Source organism: Streptomyces sp. NPDC048434 (assembly GCF_043200375.1).
Classification (GTDB): Bacteria; Actinomycetota; Actinomycetes; order Streptomycetales; family Streptomycetaceae; genus Streptomyces.
On sequence record NZ_JBICXQ010000016.1, the window covers coordinates 162,116 to 180,693 of the forward strand.

Below are 18,578 nucleotides of genomic sequence, written 5' to 3' on the forward strand. Positions count from 1 at the left end.
CACCGGATACGCACACCTGCGGGGTGCCGCGGCGGATGCACCGCCGCGGCACCCCGCACGCTCTTCCGGATCCGGCCCGGCGCCCGGTCCTGCCGTCTCAGCGCCCGCCGAGCGCGCTGACCACCGCCGCCGTCAGCTCGTCGAGATAGCCGGCCGGCACCTCGTCGCGGACGACCAGCAGCCGCCAGTACAGCGGCCCGGTCAGCAGGTCCAGGGCCAGCCGGCCGTCCGCGCCGGCCGGGATCTCCCCGCGCTCGACGGCGCGCGCCACCATCGCCGTGGCGACGCCCTCCTGGCCGTCGTGCAGCGCGGCCTTGAGCGCGGTCGCCAGCTCGGGGCTGCGGGCCGCCTCCGCCAGCAGGTCCGGAATGATCTGCGAGGCCATCGGATGCCGCAGCGCCCGGGCCGCGACCTCCAGCAGCATCCGGACATCGCCGGACAGCGAGCCGGTGTCCGGGGTCGGCATACCTGCCGCTGCCACCGCGGAGACCACATCGAGAACGAGGTGCAGCTTGGAGCGCCACCGCCGGTAGACGGCGGTCTTGCCCACGCCCGCCCGCCGCGCGATGCCCTCGATCGACATCCGGGCGAAGCCCGCCGCGGCCAGCTCCTCGAAGACCGCGGCGCGGATCGCCTCGGTCTTGTCCTCGCGTAGTACGGCGGCGCCTGCCGGGGTCCGGCGCGCCGCCGCGGAGTCGTTCCCGCTGCCCTTTGCCATGCCTTGAGCATAGCGTCACGACGCTACGGTTGCGTTTCGACGTGAACTCCCTTTAGTCTCGGCGTCGCGACGATACGGACCCGTTCCGTCGTAGGCCCCCGTTCTCGTTCCACCGCCCCCGTACGCAAGCGAAAGCGGCCTCCTCCATGCCCCAGACCCTCGCGCCCCCGGCCCCGACGCCCACCCCGGCGCCCGCCCCCGGCGCAGCCTCCGATCCCGAGCTGCACGCGCTGGCCGAACGCCACGGCCTCACGGTGAGCGGGGCCCGCCCCTCGCTGTCGGAGTACACCCGCCAGCTGTGGCACCGGCGGCACTTCATCGCCTCGTTCGCCAGTGCCAAGCTCACCGCGATGTACACCACCGCCAAGCTCGGCCAGCTCTGGCAGGTGATCACCCCGCTGCTCAACGCCGGCGTGTACTACTTGATCTTCGGTGTGCTGATCGGCACGCGAAAGGGCGTCCCGGACTACATCCCGTTCCTGGTGACCGGCGTCTTCGTCTTCACCTTCCTGCAGAACTCGGTGATGGCCGGTACGCGGGCGATCTCCGGCAATCTCGGCCTGGTGCGGGCGCTGCACTTCCCGCGCGCCTGCCTGCCGATCTCGTTCTGCCTGGCACAGCTCCAGCAGCTGCTGTACTCCATGGGCGTGCTCGCGGTCATCCTGCTGTGCTTCGGGCAGGTCCCGACCTGGTCGTGGCTGCTGGTCGTGCCGGCGCTGACGCTGCAGTTCATCTTCAACACGGGCCTGGCGATGGTCATGGCGCGGCTGGGGTCGAAGACCCCGGACCTGGCGCAGCTGATGCCCTTCATCATGCGGACCTGGATGTACGCCTCCGGCGTGATGTTCAGCATCAGCGTGATCCTCCAGGGCAAGCACCTCCCGCAGTTCGTGGTGGTGCTGCTGAACGGCAACCCCGCCGCGGTCTACATCGACCTGATGCGCTTCGCGCTGATCGACAGCTTCACCTCGAAGCAACTGCCGCCGCACGTCTGGGCGTTCGCGGCCGGCTGGGCCCTGCTGGCCGGTGTCATCGGCTTTGTGTACTTCTGGAAGGCTGAGGAGCGGTACGGACGTGGCTGAGCAGAGCAACGGCATCGAGCCGGCGAAGGCCGCCGAGGCCCGCATCCCGACGGTGATCGCGGACGATCTGCACATCGTCTACCGGGTCTACGGCACCGGCGCCGGCAGGGGCAGCGCCACCGCCGCCCTGAACCGCATCGTGCGCCGCAAGCCCTCCACGGGCGTGCGCGAGGTGCACGCGGTCAAGGGCGTCTCCTTCACCGCCTACCGAGGCGAGTCGATCGGCTTGATCGGCTCCAACGGTTCGGGCAAGTCGACGCTGCTCAAGGCCGTCGCCGGCCTGCTGCCCGCCGAGCGCGGCAAGGTCTACACCCACGGCCAGCCCTCGCTGCTGGGCGTGAACGCGGCGCTGATGAACGACCTGACCGGCGAGAAGAACGTCGTCCTCGGCGGCCTGGCCATGGGCATGAGCCGCGAGCAGGTGCGGGAGCGCTACGACGGCATCGTCGACTTCTCCGGCATCAACGAGAAGGGCGACTTCATCTCGCTGCCGATGCGCACCTACTCCTCCGGCATGGCGGCCCGGCTGCGGTTCTCCATCGCCGCGGCCAAGGACCACGACGTGCTGATGATCGACGAGGCGCTGGCCACCGGCGACCGCAGCTTCCAGAAGCGCTCCGAGGCCCGCATCCGTGAACTGCGCAAGGAAGCCGGCACGGTCTTCCTCGTCAGCCACAACAACAATTCGATCCGCGACACCTGCGACCGGACCCTGTGGCTGGAGCACGGCGAGCTGCTGATGGACGGCCCGACGGACGAAGTGGTCAAGGCGTACGAGGAGCACCGCTAGCAACGCCGCGGACGCACCGGCAGAGCCGGGCCGGCGCCGCACGCACGGAAACGGGGACGGCCCCGGAAGCCTGAGCTTCCGGGGCCGTCCGCCGTACCGGACAGGTCAGCTGTGGGTGCGCAGCAGCGTACGCATCGTCCTCATGGCCACGGACAGGTTCGCCAGATCGAACCCCTCCGACCCGTAGATCTCCTCCAGCGTGGCCCGCGCGCGGCTGAGGATCGCCGCGTTGGCCTGCTCCCAGGCCTTGAACCGCTGCTCCGGAGTCGAGGTGCCATTGCCCTCCGACAGCACATCCGAGGTCAGCGCCGCATGGGCCGCGAAGAGGTCCTCGCGGATCGAGGCGCGGGCCATCGACTGCCAGCGGTCGTTGCGCGGCAGCTCCAGGATGCGGTCGAGGAGCTGGTTGATCCGCAGCCGCTCGCCCAGGTCGTAGTAGGCCTCGGCGACATCCAGCGGCTCCTTGCCGATCCGGTCCGCGACGGCGACGATGTCCAGCGCCGGGAAGACCGAGGAGAAGCCGGACACCTGGACGGCCAGCGGCTCGGGCACGCCCGCGCCGGTCAGCTCGTCCAGGATCGTCTGGAACCACTCCAGGTCGCTGCCCTGCAGCAGATTCGGCAGTTCCTTCCAGACCCCGGTGACCCGCTCCGCGAAGAAGTCGATGGTTTCCGACAGCTCCAGCGGCTGCGGGCGGTTGTTGAGCAGCCAGCGGGTGCCGCGCTCGACCAGCCGGCGCGAGTGCAGCCGGATCCGGGTCTGGACATCGGCCGCGACGACATTGTCGAGCGCCTCGACGTCGTCCCAGACCTGGTTCAGCCCGAAGATCACACGGGCCGCGGTGTGAGCCCGCACGACCTCTTCGAGGGAGGCGCCGGTCTCCTCCCGCATCCGGTGCAGGAAGCTCGTACCGCCGGTGTTGACGGTGTCGTTGACCAGCACCGTCGTGACGATCTCGCGGCGCAGCGCATGCCCGTCGACCTGCTCGGCGAAGCGCTCGTGCAGCGCCGAGGGGAAGTAGGCGTGCAGCAGCCGCTGGAGGTACGCGTCGTCCGGCAGCCCGGTCTGGATCAGCGCATCGGCGACCGTGATCTTGGTGTACGCCAGGAGCACCGCGGTCTCGGGCTGGGTCAGTCCGCGGCCTGCGCTCAGCCGCTCACGGATCTGCCGGTCGGTGGGCAGGAATTCCAGCGCCCGGTCGAGATCACCGTCGCGCACCAGGCGGCGCATGAAGCGCTGCTGGGCGTTGAGCATGCTGGAGGACTGGGCGAGGGCCAGTGCCAGTGCGGTGTTCTGCGCGTAGTTGTTGCGCAGCACCAGCGCGCCGACCTCGTCGGTCATCTCGGCCAGCAGCTTGTTGCGCTGCTTGACCGTCATATCGCCGTCCGCCACCACGGAGTTGAGCAGGATCTTGATGTTCACCTCGTGGTCGGAGGTGTCCACACCGGCGCTGTTGTCGATCGCATCGGTGTTGATCTTGCCGCCGGCCGTGGCGAACTCGATCCGGCCCAGCTGGGTCAGGCCCAGGTTGCCGCCCTCGCCGACGACCTTGACCCGCAGGTCCTCGCCGTTGACCCGGATGGCGTCGTTGGACTTGTCGCCCACATCGGCGTTGGACTCCGCCGAGGACTTCACATACGTCCCGATGCCGCCGTTCCACAGCAGGTCGACCGGCGCCTTGAGGATGGCCCGCATCAGATCGGCGGGCGTCATCTTCTTGACCCCGGCATCGATGCCGAGGGCGGCCCGCACCTGGGCGTTGATCTGGATGGACTTGGCCGAGCGGGGGTGGATGCCACCGCCCTGGGAGAGCAGCTCGGTGTTGTAGTCCGCCCAGGAGGAGCGGGGCAGCTCGAAGAGCCGGCGGCGTTCGGCGTAGGAGGTCGCCGCGTCCGGGTTCGGGTCGATGAAGATGTGCCGGTGGTCGAAGGCGGCGACCAGCCGGATGTGCTCGCTGAGCAGCATGCCGTTGCCGAAGACGTCGCCGGACATGTCGCCGACGCCGACCGCGGTGAAGTCCTCGGTCTGGGTGTCGTGGTCCAGCTCGCGGAAGTGCCGCTCGACCGACTCCCAGGCGCCGCGGGCGGTGATGCCCATGCCCTTGTGGTCGTAGCCGGCGCTGCCGCCGGAGGCGAAGGCGTCACCGAGCCAGAAGCCGTACGACTCGGCGACCTCGTTGGCGATGTCCGAGAACGTCGCGGTGCCCTTGTCGGCGGCGACGACCAGGTAGGTGTCGTCCTCGTCGTGACGGACGACGTTCTGCGGGTGGACGACCTCGCCGCCGACGAGGTTGTCGGTGATGTCCAGCAGACCGGAGATGAAGGTCTTGTAGCAGGCGATGCCCTCGGCCAGCCAGGCGTCGCGGTCCTGCGACGGGTCCGGCAGCTGCTTGCCGACGAAGCCGCCCTTGGCGCCGACCGGCACGATGACGGTGTTCTTGACCATCTGCGCCTTGACCAGGCCCAGGATCTCCGTACGGAAGTCCTCCCGGCGGTCCGACCAGCGCAGACCACCGCGCGCGACCTTGCCGAACCGCAGGTGGACGCCCTCGACCTTGGGCGAGTACACCCAGATCTCGTACGCCGGGCGGGGCGCCGGCAGGTCGGGGATCGCCTGCGGGTCCAGCTTCATGGACAGGTAGGCGTGCGGCCGGCCCTGGCTGTCCGTCTGGTAGTGGTTGGTGCGCAGCGTCGCCTTGATGACGGTGAGGAAGGACCGCAGGATCCGGTCCTCGTCCAGGGAGGCGACCTGGTCGAGCGCGCCGTCCAGCTCCTCCAGCAGCCCGTCCGTCAGCTCCGTGCCGGCGCGCTGCCGGCCGGGGGACATCCGCGCCTCGAAGAGGGAGACCAGCAGCCGGGTGGTGTGGACGTTGTTGGAGAGGGTGTCCTCCATGTACGTCTGGCTGAAGGTCGAACCGGCCTGCCGCAGGTACTTGGCGTAGGCCCGCAGGACCATCGCCTGGCGCCAGTTGAGGCCCGCCCGCAGCACCAGCGTGTTGAAGTTGTCGCTCTCGGCCGCGCCGGTCCACACCGCCGTGAAGGCGTCCTGGAAGCGCTCGCGGGCGTCGTCACCCTTGATGTGCTCCGGCATCCGCAGCCCGAAGTCGTAGACCCAGGCGATGGTGGAGTCGGCGCAGCGCAGCTCGTGCGGGCGCTCGTCGACGACCTCGACGCCCAGGCGGTTCAGGCCGGGCAGCACCCGCGACAGCGAGACCGGCTCGCCCCTGCGGTAGATCTTGAAGCGGCGCTCGCCGGGGCCCGCGCCGACCGGCTCGTAGAGGCTGACGGAGAAGTCGTGGCCGGGCTCGCCGGTGAGCTTCTCCAGATGCTGGAGGTCGGCGACGGCGCTGCGCGGGCTGTTGTCGGCCTTGTAGCCCTCGGGGAAGGCGTGGCCGTAGCGGCGCAGCAGCTCGGCGGCGCGCTCCTCACCGACCTCGGCGGTCAGCGCCTCGCCGAAGCCGTCGGCCCAGGAGCGGGCGGCCTCCACCAGCCGGCTTTCGAGGCGGTCCACATCGACGTCGGTGAGCTCGGGCAGGCTGGCGCCGGGCTCGACACGGATGACGAAGTGCAGCCGGGAGAGGATCGACTCGGTGTTCCAGGCGGTGAAGTCGACGCTGGTGCCGCCGAGTTCCTCCTTGAGGATGTCGATCAGGCGCAGCCGCACACCGGTGGTGTAGCGGTCGCGCGGGAGGTAGACCAGCGCGGAGTAGTAGCGGCCGTACTCGTCCTGGCGGAGGTAGAGCCGCAGCCGGCGGCGTTCTTGCAGGTAGAGGACGCTGGTGGCGATGGACCGCAGCTCGTCGACGGGCGTCTGGAACAGCTCGTCGCGGGGGTAGGTCTCCAGGATCTGCAGCAGGTCGCGGCCGTCGTGGCTGTCGGGGCTGAACCCGGCGCCCTCCAGGACCTCGGCGACCTTGCGGCGGATGACCGGCACCCGGCGCACGGACTCGGTGTACGCGGCCGACGAGAACAGGCCCAGGAAGCGCCGCTCACCGGTGACATTGCCCTTGGCGTCGAACTTCTTGACGCCGACGTAGTCGAGGTAGGAGGGGCGGTGGACGGTGGCGCGGCTGTTGGCCTTGGTCAGGATGAGCAGCTTGTGCTCACGGGCCTTGGCGCGGGCGTCCGCGGGCAGCCGGTTGAAGGACGGCGAGACGGGGTGGCCGTCGGCGCTCTCGTGGTGCGGCGGGTCGGCGCGCAGGATGCCCAGGCCCGTGCCGGGCACGGCGGTCAGCACGTCCTCGTCGACGCCTCCCTCACCGGGCACCGAGGCCAGCTCGTACTCGCGGTAGCCGAGGAAGGTGAAGTGGTCAGCGGACAGCCACCGCAGCAGTTCCTGGGCCTCCTCGATGTCCTCGTCGCGCAGATCGTCGGCGATCGGCTCGGCGGGCAGCTCATCGGCGATACGGCCGGCGGCGGCGCGCATCTTCTCCCAGTCCTCGACGGCCTCGCGGACGTCGGACAGCACCCGCAGCAGATCCGCGGTGATCTGCTTGAGGTCCTCGCGGTCGGTCTCACGGTCCATCTCGACATGGATCCAGGACTCGGTCACCGCGTCGTGCGGCAGCTTCGCGCCCTTGCCCCGGCCGCTCCTGCCGTGCGCGTCGCAGGTGGAGTCGAAGACCTCGATGAGCTTGCCGGTGACATCACGGCGGACGATCACCTGCGGGTGGATCACGACATGGATGCCGCGCCCCTGCCGGGAGAGCTCATTGGTGACCGAGTCGACCAGGAACGGCATGTCGTCGGTGACGACCTCGACGACGGAGTGGGTGCAGGTCCAGCCGTTCTCCTCGACGGTCGGGGTGTGCACCCGGACGTTCGCGGTGCCCTGAGGACGCATCTCCGCGAGGCGGTAGTGGGAGAGTGCGGCGCCGAAGACATCGACCGGGTCACGGTTGGTGAGGTCCTCGGGCGCGGTGTGCAGGTAGTAGCGCTGGAGGTATCCCGCAAGGGTGTCCGGGTCGAGCCCCCGTACCGGGTGCTTACCCCCGGCCGGGCTGCTCTCTACGACCCGGGCGGCCCTGGCGAGCAGCTCGGTTTTGGCTTCGTCCAGCTTGGTCTGCATGTCCTCTGGCTCCTGTCGCGCGCCGTTGCGTGACGTTGTGGAAGAACGTGATGGAAGCCGCACAACGCCGCCGCGACGCGGGGTGTCCCGTCGCTGTCGACGCTATGCCGCGATGAGAGAGGGCCGTGCCGTTATCGACAGTTTTTGACAAAGTCGACAGGGAATGTTGGCCGCAAAGACCAGCGACCGCCCGGTCACGGTGGTGCCCCGGGCGCACGGCAGGGGCCTCGATGCCCCCGCGGGTTATCGCGCTGATCACGGTGCAAGGCTATCGCTCCCCACACGGGTGCCGTCATGGGCCGTGTGCGTACAAATCCCCGGCTCGAACTTAGACCTTCTGGACAACGGCATGCCGGGACGGAGTGTGCGTGGTGACGTGGCGCCCGGAGGCCCGGCAGGCCCGCCGGGGAGCAGCGCACGGGGAAGCCCGCCCGGTGCGCGCACAGCGGCCCCTAGGCACGGCCTAGAGGGCTATGTCGCCCGCCAGCTCGACCGCCTGGGCGAGCGTGTCCACCACCGGCACCCCGGCGACCTCCAGGCTCCCCCGGCTGTGCGATCCGCCCGTGTAGAGCACCGCATACGCGCCGGCGTCCCGCGCGGCCAGGGCGTCGTCCACGGCGTCCCCGATCACGACCGTCCGCCCCGGATCCACGCTCTCCATCGCCGCCAGGTGCCGCACCATATGCGCGCTCTTGGTGCCTCCGGACGGACCGGTCCTGCCGTCCACCCGTACGAACCGCGACTCGATCCCGAAGTCGCGCACGATCGGCAGCAGCTCGTCGTGCCCGTACATGCTCAGGATCGACTGGCTGCGGCCGGCCGCCTGCCACCCCTCAAGGAGCAGATCCACGCCCTCGGCAAGCTCACAGCCCAAGCGATGCGTGCTGTAGTGGCGGTGGAACGCCTCGTCCATCACCAGCCACTCGGCGTCCGTCGGCAGCCGTCCCATCAGCCGCTCGTAGAACCGCGGCACGGGGACGCAGTACAGGTCCCGGTACGTCTCCAGGGTGATCGGCTCCAGGCCGATCTCCGCGAAGGCGGAGTTCGTCGCCCCGATGACGGCGTCGATGTCATGGAACAGGGTGCCGTTCCAGTCCCAGACGATATGTGTCGCGTGCTTCCCCATGTGGTCCCCCACGTCGTTCCCCGTGCGCTTCCCCATGAAGAAAAAATACCCGCAGCCACTGACAACGCCACCGGATCCGCGGACAACCCGACCCTCACCCGATCAGATGCGGGATCTCCTGCACCCCGAACCACATCAGGTCGTGGTCCTCCGCGCCGTCCACCGTGAACTGCGCATCGTCATCGCCCTGGTCCGCCGCACCGAGTGCCGCCGCGGCCGCCGCGATGTCCGCCTCCGCGTCCGCGGCATCCACATGCACCGCCGCGGCCTTCGACAACGGCACCGGCCCGGCGAGACGGACCTCGCCCAGCGCCGACTGGTCGAGCCCCCGGTCCGGATCCGCCACCGCCGCGCCGTCCGCCACGTCCACGGCCACCACCACCCGCCGCCGCGCGACGTCCGGGTGCCCGGCCAGCTGCCGCAGCGAGGCCTGCGCGGCACGGTTCAACGCGGCGTACTCCAGCTCCTCGATGTCGTCCGAGACGTACCACTCGCGCAGCGCGGGCGTGACGGCGTACGCGTCCAAGGGGCCGGAGCCCAGCTCACCGTTCTTGTGCGCCTCTGCGAGACCGGAAAGGGTCAGGGGGACATAGACGCGCATGGCAGCCGCTTCCGCTCGATTCGCTCGACTCCGAAGATTGTCCAGCCAGCATACGGGCGCGAGTCCCCCATCGTGCCGCCCCCGCACCCCCCGTGCCGCCCGCCCGGAGCCCGTCCCCCACCCCGCTCCCAAGGCCTCACCCCAAGCCCGCGACACGGACGGGTGAACTCTTCGCACCCTTCGTCCCGCCCCGCTCGCGCCTTGCTGCCGCCCCGATCGCGCCGATACGAAGTTCCCCACCAAGAAAGCTACCGCCCAGTAATTCACGGGCCCGGCACCACGGGGGCGATCACCAGCATGACCGGCACGCACAGCACCACGGCGCACACCACACCCGCCGCCATCGGGCACACCACACAACCCACCGCACCCGCCGCCGACGAGCACGTCACGCGCACCCCCACACCCGACGCCGACGAGCGCACCGAGCGGCCCACCGCCCCCGCTCCGTCCGCCGCCACCGCGGACGACCACGGCCCCGGCACGCGCCCCACCGGCACACCGGGAACGGCCCCCACCGCCTCCCGGCCCCGTCGCTCCCCCGCCGGCCGCCGCCCCCTCGGTCCCGCCGGGAGCGGCCCCGGCCCGTCCGGCCGGGGCACCGGTCCGGGAGGTCGCGGCCCCGGTCCGGGAGGTCGAGGCCCCGGCTCCGCCGGTCGCGGCCCCACCCGTACCGCCGCACGCCCCGCTCGCCCCGCGGCGCGGACCGCCGCCGGCCGGCCGACCGGCACCGCCACCGCGGCCACACCCGTCAACGCGGCCGGTGTCCCCCTGCCGACCGTCGGGGCGCAGCGCCGGGCGCACGAGAGCCGGCCGCATCACTGGTTCGCCCATCAGCTGGTGCTCGCGCTCAGCGGGCAGCGCCCCGTACACGCCCTGCTGGGGCATGCGCTGCCCGCCGCGTACGACCGGCTGGCGGAGCTCGCCCCGCAGGCGCCGCTGCGGCCGGTCACGGTCACCGGCCGGCGCGGAACCGCCCCCACCGTGCGCGACTGCGGACTGTGCCGGCCGCGCCGCGGCGTCATCGAGGCCTTTGCCCGGATCGCGGCGGACGGACGGCTGCGAGCCCTGGCCTTCCGGCTGGAGCTGGGCGCCGATTCCCGGTGGCGCTGCGCCGCCCTCGACATCGGCCCGGTCCCGGCCGGCCGGGGCCCGGTCTCGTGACCTGCCGACGCAAAGGCGCCCCGGCCGTTCTCCGGCCGGGGCGCCCCTCGCTACGCGGTCCGGCAGCCCTTACCCGGGCCGCCTCACCGCTCACTGCTCACTTCTTACGGCGACGCCCGGCGCTCTTCTGGGCCTTGCGCCGCTCGGCGCGGGTCAGACCGTCCGCCTCGGAACGGGCCGGGCCGGCCTCCTCGTCGCTGATGAAGTCGCCCTCGACGACGCTTCCGTCGCCGTCCACCTTGGGAGCGGAGAAGTGCAGCCGGTCCGGCCGCTGCGGCGCCTCCAGGCCCTTGGCGTGGATCTCCGGGCGACCCCCGCCTGCGGGCACCACGTCCTTTTCGAGCGAGGTCGGCTCCGCCGCTTCCTGCACCGGGACCTCCTCGACCTGCTGCTCGACCTGGACCTCCAGGTTGAACAGGTAGCCGACGGACTCCTCCTTGATGCCCTCCATCATCGCGGTGAACATGTCGAAGCCCTCGCGCTGGTACTCGACCAGCGGGTCCTTCTGGGCCATCGCCCGCAGGCCGATGCCCTCCTGGAGGTAGTCCATCTCGTAGAGGTGCTCACGCCACTTGCGGTCCAGGACGGACAGCACGACCCGGCGCTCCAGCTCCCGCATGATGTCCGAGCCGAGCTGCTCCTCACGGGCGGCGTACTGCTCGTGGATGTCGTCCTTGATCGCGTCGCCGATGAACTCGGCGGTGATGCCCGCGCGGTCGCCGGCCTCCTCCTCCAGCTCCTCGACCGTCACCTTGACCGGGTAGAGCTGCTTGAACGCGCCCCACAGCCGGTCCAGGTCCCACTCCTCGGCGAAGCCCTCGACCGTCTCCGCCTGGATGTAGGCGTCGATGGTGTCCTCCATGAAGTGCGTGATCTGGTCCTGCAGATCCTCGCCCTCCAGGACGCGGCGGCGCTCGCCGTAGATGACCTCACGCTGGCGGTTGAGCACCTCGTCGTACTTCAGGACGTTCTTCCGCGTCTCGAAGTTCTGCTGCTCGACCTGCGACTGGGCGGAGGCGATCGCCCGGGTCACCATCTTGTTCTCGATCGGCACATCGTCGGGCACATTGGCCATCGCCATGACCCGCTCGACCATCTGCGCCTTGAACAGCCGCATCAGGTCGTCACCCAGGGACAGGTAGAACCGCGACTCACCGGGGTCGCCCTGACGGCCGGAACGACCGCGCAGCTGGTTGTCGATCCGCCGCGACTCATGCCGCTCGGTGCCCAGGACGTAGAGCCCGCCGAGCTCCTTGACCTCCTCGAACTCCGCCATGACCGCGGCCTCGGCGCGCTCCAGGGCGGCGGGCAGCGCGGCCGCCCACTCCTCGACGTGCTCGACCGGGTCCAGGCCGCGCTGGCGCAGCTCCGCCTCGGCCAGGTCGTCGGGGTTGCCGCCGAGCTTGATGTCCGTACCACGGCCGGCCATGTTCGTGGCGACCGTCACGGCGCCCTTGCGGCCGGCCTGCGCGATGATCGGCGCCTCACGGTCGTGCTGCTTGGCGTTGAGCACCTCATGGGCGACACCGCGCTTGTTGAGCTGCTGGGAGAGGTACTCGGACTTCTCGACCGAGGTGGTGCCGACCAGGATCGGCTGGCCCTTCCCGTGCTTCTCGACGATGTCCTCGACGACCGCGTCGAACTTCGCGGTCTCCGTGCGGTAGATCAGGTCCGCCTGGTCCAGACGGACCATCGGGCGGTTCGTCGGGATCGGGACGACGCCGAGCTTGTAGATCTGGTGGAACTCGGCGGCCTCGGTCATGGCCGTACCGGTCATGCCGGAGAGCTTGTCGTAGAGGCGGAAGAAGTTCTGCAGGGTGATCGTGGCGAGCGTCTGGTTCTCGTCCTTGATCTCCACCCCTTCCTTCGCCTCGATGGCCTGGTGCATGCCCTCGTTGTAGCGCCGGCCGGCGAGGATACGGCCGGTGTGCTCGTCAACGATCATGACTTCGCCGTCGATGACGACGTAGTCCTTGTCGTTCTTGAAGAGCTCCTTGGCCTTGATCGCGTTGTTGAGGTACCCGACGAGCGGGGTGTTCACCGACTCGTACAGGTTGTCGATACCCAGCCAGTCCTCGACCTTGCTGACACCGGACTCGTGGATGCCGACGGTGCGCTTCTTCTCGTCGACGTCGTAGTCGCCGGTCTCCTCGATACCGCGCTGCGGGTCGGCGGTCTCGCCCCTCTTCAGACGGCGCACCAACTTGGCGAAGTCGCCGTACCACTTGGTGGCCGAGTCCGCGGGGCCGGAGATGATCAGCGGCGTACGGGCCTCGTCGACGAGGATCGAGTCGACCTCGTCGACGACCGCGAAGTTATGGCCCCGCTGGACGAGTTCGTCCTGCGACCAGGCCATGTTGTCACGCAGATAGTCGAAGCCGAACTCGTTGTTCGTGCCGTACGTGATGTCGCAGTTGTACTGCTCACGTCGCTGGGCCGGCGTCATGTCGGCGAGGATGCAACCGACCGTCAGGCCCAGGAACTTGTGGACGCGGCCCATCATCTCGGAGTCGCGCTCGGCCAGGTAGTCGTTGACCGTGATGAGGTGGACGCCCTCGCCGGACAGCGCATTGAGGTACGTCGGGAGGGTACCGACCAGGGTCTTGCCCTCACCGGTCTTCATCTCGGCGACGTACCCCAGGTGAAGGGCCGCGCCACCCATCAGCTGGACGTCGTAGGGGCGCTGGCCGAGCACCCTCCGGGCGGCCTCACGGACCGTGGCGAACGCCTCGGGCAGCAGGTCATCGAGGCTCTCGCCGTCGGCGTAGCGCTCTTTGTACTCATCCGTGAGCGCCCGCAGCTCAGCGTCGGAGAGAGCTGCGAAATCCTCCTCGATGGAGTTGACCTGGCCCGCGATGCGGTGCAGTTTGCGCAGGATCTTTCCTTCGCCTGCACGCATGATCTTCGTCAAGACGGACACTTGGGCTGGTCTCCTTGCCGGTTGGGCCTGCACGGTCGAGTGCGCGGGCGCGGCATCTTTCCAAGGGGGCAGGCCCCGCCGCAACGGCCATCGTAAAGGAGGACGCTGCCTGGCCGGGAGGTCCGCCGCAGCGAACCCCGCTGTCCCCTCCTCAGCGTGAACGCCCGACGCCGCGAGAAGGTGCCGGACAGGCGCCGGGAATCACCGCGGAAAACCCTTCGCCATGCTTTCCGCAACCTTGCAGACTCACGCCATGAAGCCCGTCACCCTCGCCACCGAGCGCCTTGTCCTGCGTCCCTTCGAGCCCTCCGATGCGCCCGCGGTGCATACCGCGTGCCAGGAGCCCGATATTCCACGCTGGACGAGCGTCCCCTCACCTTACGGCGTCGAGGATGCGGAGCATTTCGTCGGCACGGTCGTCCCCGAGGGCTGGCGCGACGACACCACGTACAACTTCGCCGTCGTCTCCCGGGCGGACGGCTCCCTGGTGGGTGCGTTGGGCCTGGTCCGCCTCGCGCGGCTGCACACCCCCGAGCGGCAGGCCGAGCTGGGCTACTGGACCGCCAAGGAGCACCGCGGCCGGGGCTACACCGTCGAGGCGGCCCGCGCCGTGGTGCGCTGGGCCTTCCGTGACCTGGGGGTGGAGCGCATGGAGTGGCTCGCGGAGGCCGGAAACGAAGGCTCCCGGGCGGTGGCCCGCAAGCTCGGCTTCCATATGGAGGGCACCCTGCGCGCCAAGGGGATCCACGAGGGCACCCGCCGGGACGTCTGGATCGGCTCCCTGCTCCCGTCCGACCTGCCCCAGGAGCCCGCACCGTCCGGTTCCACCGGCACCCACCGCCCGGACGCGACGCCGTACCTGCCCTACCCCGGCTGAACACCGGCTGTAACTGCCCTGCGCCGGCCGGCCGACCGCTGCGAGGAGCGGCCCGCGCAGCCCGCCATGCCCATGACGGTGCCCGCTCCGGCAGGACCGGGCACCGTCGCCACCAGCAGCAATTCCCGTGCCCGGGTCCGTTGTCAGTGCCCGCCCCTACGCTGTGCCGCATGACCGCCGTGCCGCAGCCACCGCCCCTGCCACAGCCTGTGGCCGCCCTGTCCCGCGACGATGCCCGGCGCATTGCGCTGCGGGCCCAGGGGCTGCTGGGTGCCCCGGACCGCCGGGCGGGTGTCCGCGGGGTGCTGCGGCATCTGGGTGCGGTGCAGCTGGACACGATCTCGGTGCTGGCCCGCTCCCATGAGCTGGTGCCGTACGCCCGGCTCGGCGCCGTCGGCCGCACCGCCGTCGAGGCCGCCTACTGGACCACGGCCCCTTCCGGCGCGCCCGCGGCACGACCCCACAGCTTCGAATACTGGTCGCACGCCGCCTGCATCCTGCCCATCGAGGAGTGGCCGCACTTCGCCTTCCGCCGTCGCGCCCGTCGCGCCAAGGGCCACCGCTGGCACGTCATGGAGGACTCCGAGCGCTCCTGTGCCGCCGTCCTGGACCGCCTGAAGGCCGACGGCCCGCTGACCACCTCGGAGCTGGGCGGCGGGCGGAACGGCGGGGAGTGGTGGGACTGGTCCGAGACCAAGATCGCGGTGGAGTGGCTGCTGGACACCGGCGAGGTGGTCTGTACGGAACGCCGCGCCTGGAAACGTGTGTACGACCTCGCCGAGCGCGCCGTCCCGGACGCTCTGCTCCACGACGATCTGACCGACGCCGAGTGCCTGCGCCGTCTGGTCTCGCAGGCCGGAGCCGCCATGGGTGTGGCCACCCGCGCCGACCTGGCGGACTACCACCGTCTGAAGGCCGAGCAGGTCGATGCCGTGATCGCGGACTCCGGACTGGTCCCGGTCGAGGTCGAGGGCTGGGGAAAGCGCGCCTGGGCCGACCCCGCCGCGCTGGCCGCCCCACCCCGCGGCCGGCACCGCACCACCCTGCTCTCGCCCTTCGACTCCCTGATCTGGGACCGGCCACGCACGGAGCGTATTTTCGGCTTCACGCACCGGCTGGAGGCGTATGTCCCCCGCCCCAGGCGGATCCACGGGTATTTCGCGATGCCGCTGCTGGCCGGCGGTCAGCTGGTCGGCCGGGTGGACCCGGCCCGCGAGGGCACCACCCTCATCGCCCGCCAGGTCTCGATGCAGGGCTCCCCGGCCGTCGCCCCGATGGCTCAGGCGCTTCGGGAAGCCGCGACCTGGGTCGGCTGCGATGCCGTACGCGTGGAGCGCTGCGACGACCAGAAGCTGGCCACGGCCCTGCGCACAGAACTCACCCGCACGAGCGACCAGTAGGCGGCCGCCGGTCGACGGCTCCGGGGGCTCGCCCGGCCCCCGGTCACCCGGCGCACCGGGACTTCACCCACCGGGTCGTTCACCGGGCCGCTGGCGGCCACGGCCGAGCCGCTCACCGGATCTCGAGGATCTTCTCCCGCATCGCGTACACCACCGCTTCCATCCGGGAGTGCAGCTGCAGCTTCTCCAGGATGTTGCGAACGTGGTTCTTCACCGTGTTCTCGGAGATGAAGAGTTCCTTGGCGATATCGCGGTTGTTCATGCCCGTGGCGACCAGCTTGAGGACCTCCAGCTCACGGTCGGTGAGCCGGGGCGCGGGCACCAGCCTGCGCTCGTCCGTACGCTGGATCATCGACTTGAACTCCGTCAGGAGCTTGGAGGCCATCGACGGGCTGATCTGCGACTGGCCGTCCGCCACGGCGCGGATCGCGGTCGCCACCTCGTCGGTGGAGATCTCCTTGAGGAGGTAACCGGTGGCGCCGGCCTTGATCGCGTCGTAGAGGTCGGCCTCTTCGTCGCTGATCGTCAGCATGATGATCTTTGCGCTGGGGGCCACCTCCTTGATGGAGGTGCACGCCTCGATACCGCCGCGCTTGGGCATCCGTACGTCCATCAGCACGATGTCGGGCAGCAGATCCGCGGCCTTGTCGACCGCCTCCGCACCGTCCCCCGCCTCGCCGACGACCTGGATGTCCTCTTCCTGGGCCAGAACGATCTCCAGACCCCGCCGGAAAAGCGCGTGGTCGTCCACGACCAGGACCCGGATCGGCTCCTTGCGCGGCACGCTTACGGCCCCGTCGTCACCCCCGCCACCGCTGTGGTCGTCGTCCGCGGCTTCGCGCACGGGCCCGAAACTGTCCCCCATTGGTCCTCCCCGTCAACTACTCGGCCGTGAGGCCAGAGCTTGGAAATAAGGCTGGTTGACAACAGCCCCCTGCCAGCCCGATCAATGCCATACGACCGTCTCCCCGGCATGTCGCCGTTTCGTGCCCACATACTCCCTGGCTGGCACAAACACTATACGGCTTCAACTCCTGGCTCCTCCGGGCACGATGGTGCCCCCGGCGTACGCCGGGGGCACCGAGCGGGTGGGGTTCAGCCGCCCAGCGCGCCGCCTGCGCCGCCGGGCTCCTCTCCCCCGAACAGGTCGGGGTTCAAGTGAATGACTCCGTAGTCGTAGGCATGCCGCCGGTAGACGACACTCGGCAGCTTGGTGTCGGCGTCGACGAAGAGGTAGAAGTCGTGCCCGACCAACTCCATCTCGTTGAGCGCCTGGTCGAGCATCATCGGGGCGGCCGAGTGGGTCTTCTCGCGGACGACCAGGGGTCCTTCACCTTGGACGTCGATGCACCCCATCTTCGTGGTCGGCACCGTCTGGCCGGCATCGGCGGCCAGTTCGCCGTTGGGGTTCAGGCTCGCGGCGTCAGGCACGCTGCCTGCGACTTCGCTCGCCGGGATGCGGCCGTTGCCGCGACGCGAGTAACGCTTGTCGTGCTGCTTCCGCAGACGCGCCTCGAGCTTCGCGGTGGCCAGATCCAGTGCGGCGTACGGATCGGCTGCGGCGGCCTCGGCCCGGACCACCGGGCCACGGGAGTGGAGGGTGATCTCCACTCGGTCGGAACGGTCGGCCTGCCGCGGGTTGGGCTCCTTGGACACCTCGACGTCCAGGCTGATCACCTTGGCGTCGAGCTTCTGGACTTTGTCCAGCTTCAGCTTCTCGGCCACGTGCTTGCGGAACCGCTCGGGCACCTCTGTCTTGCGGCCCTTGACGACGATGTCCACGCAGAACTCCGTTCCCGGATCGCTCCGCTCATCCAGCGGAGCAATTCCTTCTTGCACCAGGCTCCGGTGGGTTGCCGGAGCCTCGGACTTGGCGACTTTCACCTCCTCCTCCCCCGACGACAAGCTCTCCACTCCCCCGTTTTCAGGGTCGCCGCAAACGCCCCTGAACACATACAGCACGACATTCGAGGCAAAACACCCGCCAAGTCCTCACAACCGAACATAGCTCTCCCGGACGGATGTCGGCACCCCCTCGGAGCCCTCGGCTCCATTTGGGTGACTTTTCGTCCTCGGCTACAAGCCGCGTGGTAATGGCTCCATCACCTCACCTTCGACGGCGAAAGCGCTACGGGGCGCCGCTACCACCGCGGCCCCGATCACCCGGCCACCGGCCGCCGCGACCGCCCGGGCCGCCTCGGCGAGCGTGGCCCCCGTCGTCACCAGATCGTCCACCAGCACCGCTGACCGGCCCGCCAGCAGCCTGCGGGCCGCGCCCGGCACCTCATGTGCACCAGCAACATTCACCAGCCGCTGCCGGGCGCTCAGCCCCGCCTGGTCGGCCACCGCACGACGCTGCCGCACCACCGCGAGCACCCGGGCTCCGCTGCCCGCCCGCCGCAGCTCCCCGGCCGCCGCCAGTGCGATCCTGCGCACCGGATCATGGCCCCGCCCGGCCACGGCTCTTCGGGCCGAGGGCACCGGCACCAGCAGCTGGGGACCGCCGCCGGGTCTCAGCCCTCGCACGGCCCCGGCCACCACCGCTCCCAGCGGCCCGGCCAACCGCAGGGCACCCCGCTCCTTGTGGGCCAGCAGCACCGCCCGCACCTCGTCGGCATAGGGCGCCCCGGCCCACACCCGGGGCAGCCCGGCCGGACTCGGCCGCGGGCGCACCCGCCGCGCCCCGCGCCCGTCCCGCGCAAGCACCCGACGACACTCCGCACACAGCTCCGTACGCTGCCGGCCGCACCCCGCACAGTCGACGGGCAGCACCAGACCGGCCAGTTCGCGCCACACCCCCTGCATGACTCCACTGTCCCGCCGTCCACGCCCG

At 70.2% G+C, this 18,578-nt stretch carries 13 protein-coding genes; 5 read left to right on the forward strand and 8 right to left on the reverse strand.

All coding sequences use genetic code 11. From position 1 onward, the window contains the following. Window positions 1-97 precede the first annotated feature (97 nt). Window positions 98-718 carry a TetR/AcrR family transcriptional regulator gene (locus ACGFWI_RS20530; RefSeq protein WP_393907390.1) on the reverse strand — a complete coding sequence of 207 codons (621 nt, stop codon included), beginning with the start codon at window positions 716-718 and terminating at the stop codon, window positions 98-100. Between the two features lie 146 nt (window positions 719-864). Between ACGFWI_RS20530 and ACGFWI_RS20535 the strand changes: the two genes are divergently transcribed. Beyond that, window positions 865-1,800 carry an ABC transporter permease gene (locus ACGFWI_RS20535; RefSeq protein WP_393907391.1) on the forward strand — a complete coding sequence of 312 codons (936 nt, stop codon included), beginning with the start codon at window positions 865-867 and terminating at the stop codon, window positions 1,798-1,800. Continuing rightward, window positions 1,793-2,590, forward strand: coding sequence for an ABC transporter ATP-binding protein (locus ACGFWI_RS20540; RefSeq protein ID WP_393907392.1), 798 nt, complete (start codon window positions 1,793-1,795; stop codon window positions 2,588-2,590). Before ACGFWI_RS20535 ends, ACGFWI_RS20540 begins: the two co-directional genes overlap by 8 nt. Before the next feature lie 105 nt (window positions 2,591-2,695). Here the strand turns inward: ACGFWI_RS20540 and ACGFWI_RS20545 are convergent, their stop codons facing one another. The 3 genes from ACGFWI_RS20545 to ACGFWI_RS20555 form a co-directional block, all read right to left on the reverse strand. Next, window positions 2,696-7,657 carry an NAD-glutamate dehydrogenase gene (locus tag ACGFWI_RS20545; protein ID WP_393907393.1) on the reverse strand — a complete coding sequence of 1,654 codons (4,962 nt, stop codon included), beginning with the start codon at window positions 7,655-7,657 and terminating at the stop codon, window positions 2,696-2,698. A gap of 463 nt (window positions 7,658-8,120) precedes the next feature. Continuing rightward, window positions 8,121-8,783 carry an HAD family hydrolase gene (locus ACGFWI_RS20550; RefSeq protein ID WP_393907415.1) on the reverse strand — a complete coding sequence of 221 codons (663 nt, stop codon included), beginning with the start codon at window positions 8,781-8,783 and terminating at the stop codon, window positions 8,121-8,123. A 94-nt stretch (window positions 8,784-8,877) separates the two neighbouring features. Further along, window positions 8,878-9,384, reverse strand: coding sequence for a DUF6912 family protein (locus ACGFWI_RS20555; protein ID WP_393907394.1), 507 nt, complete (start codon window positions 9,382-9,384; stop codon window positions 8,878-8,880). A 297-nt stretch (window positions 9,385-9,681) separates the two neighbouring features. Here ACGFWI_RS20555 and ACGFWI_RS20560 point away from each other — a divergent pair, with 297 nt between their 5' ends. Beyond that, window positions 9,682-10,548 carry an Rv3235 family protein gene (locus ACGFWI_RS20560; protein ID WP_393907395.1) on the forward strand — a complete coding sequence of 289 codons (867 nt, stop codon included), beginning with the start codon at window positions 9,682-9,684 and terminating at the stop codon, window positions 10,546-10,548. Between the two features lie 97 nt (window positions 10,549-10,645). On the opposite strand, the gene secA is transcribed toward ACGFWI_RS20560, so the two are convergent. Beyond that, a complete protein-coding gene (gene secA, locus ACGFWI_RS20565; RefSeq protein WP_393907396.1) occupies window positions 10,646-13,468 on the reverse strand; it encodes a preprotein translocase subunit SecA in 2,823 nt (940 codons plus the stop codon). A gap of 253 nt (window positions 13,469-13,721) precedes the next feature. Here secA and ACGFWI_RS20570 point away from each other — a divergent pair, with 253 nt between their 5' ends. After that, window positions 13,722-14,345, forward strand: a complete 624-nt coding sequence (locus tag ACGFWI_RS20570) for a GNAT family N-acetyltransferase (RefSeq protein ID WP_393907397.1) — start codon at window positions 13,722-13,724, stop codon at window positions 14,343-14,345. A gap of 170 nt (window positions 14,346-14,515) precedes the next feature. Then, entirely contained in the window at window positions 14,516-15,745 is a 1,230-nt protein-coding gene (locus ACGFWI_RS20575) for a winged helix-turn-helix domain-containing protein (protein ID WP_393907398.1), read from the forward strand. A gap of 112 nt (window positions 15,746-15,857) precedes the next feature. Here the strand turns inward: ACGFWI_RS20575 and ACGFWI_RS20580 are convergent, their stop codons facing one another. The 3 genes from ACGFWI_RS20580 to ACGFWI_RS20590 all read right to left on the reverse strand — a co-directional run bounded on the left by ACGFWI_RS20580 (window position 15,858) and on the right by ACGFWI_RS20590 (window position 18,550). Next, window positions 15,858-16,610, reverse strand: coding sequence for a response regulator (locus tag ACGFWI_RS20580; RefSeq protein WP_393907399.1), 753 nt, complete (start codon window positions 16,608-16,610; stop codon window positions 15,858-15,860). Window positions 16,611-16,840: 230 nt separating this feature from the next. Next, window positions 16,841-17,527: a ribosome hibernation-promoting factor, HPF/YfiA family gene (hpf, locus tag ACGFWI_RS20585; protein WP_393907416.1), complete on the reverse strand. Its 687-nt coding sequence runs from the start codon at window positions 17,525-17,527 to the stop codon at window positions 16,841-16,843. A gap of 294 nt (window positions 17,528-17,821) precedes the next feature. Then, entirely contained in the window at window positions 17,822-18,550 is a 729-nt protein-coding gene (locus ACGFWI_RS20590) for a ComF family protein (RefSeq protein WP_393907400.1), read from the reverse strand. Window positions 18,551-18,578 lie beyond the last annotated feature (28 nt).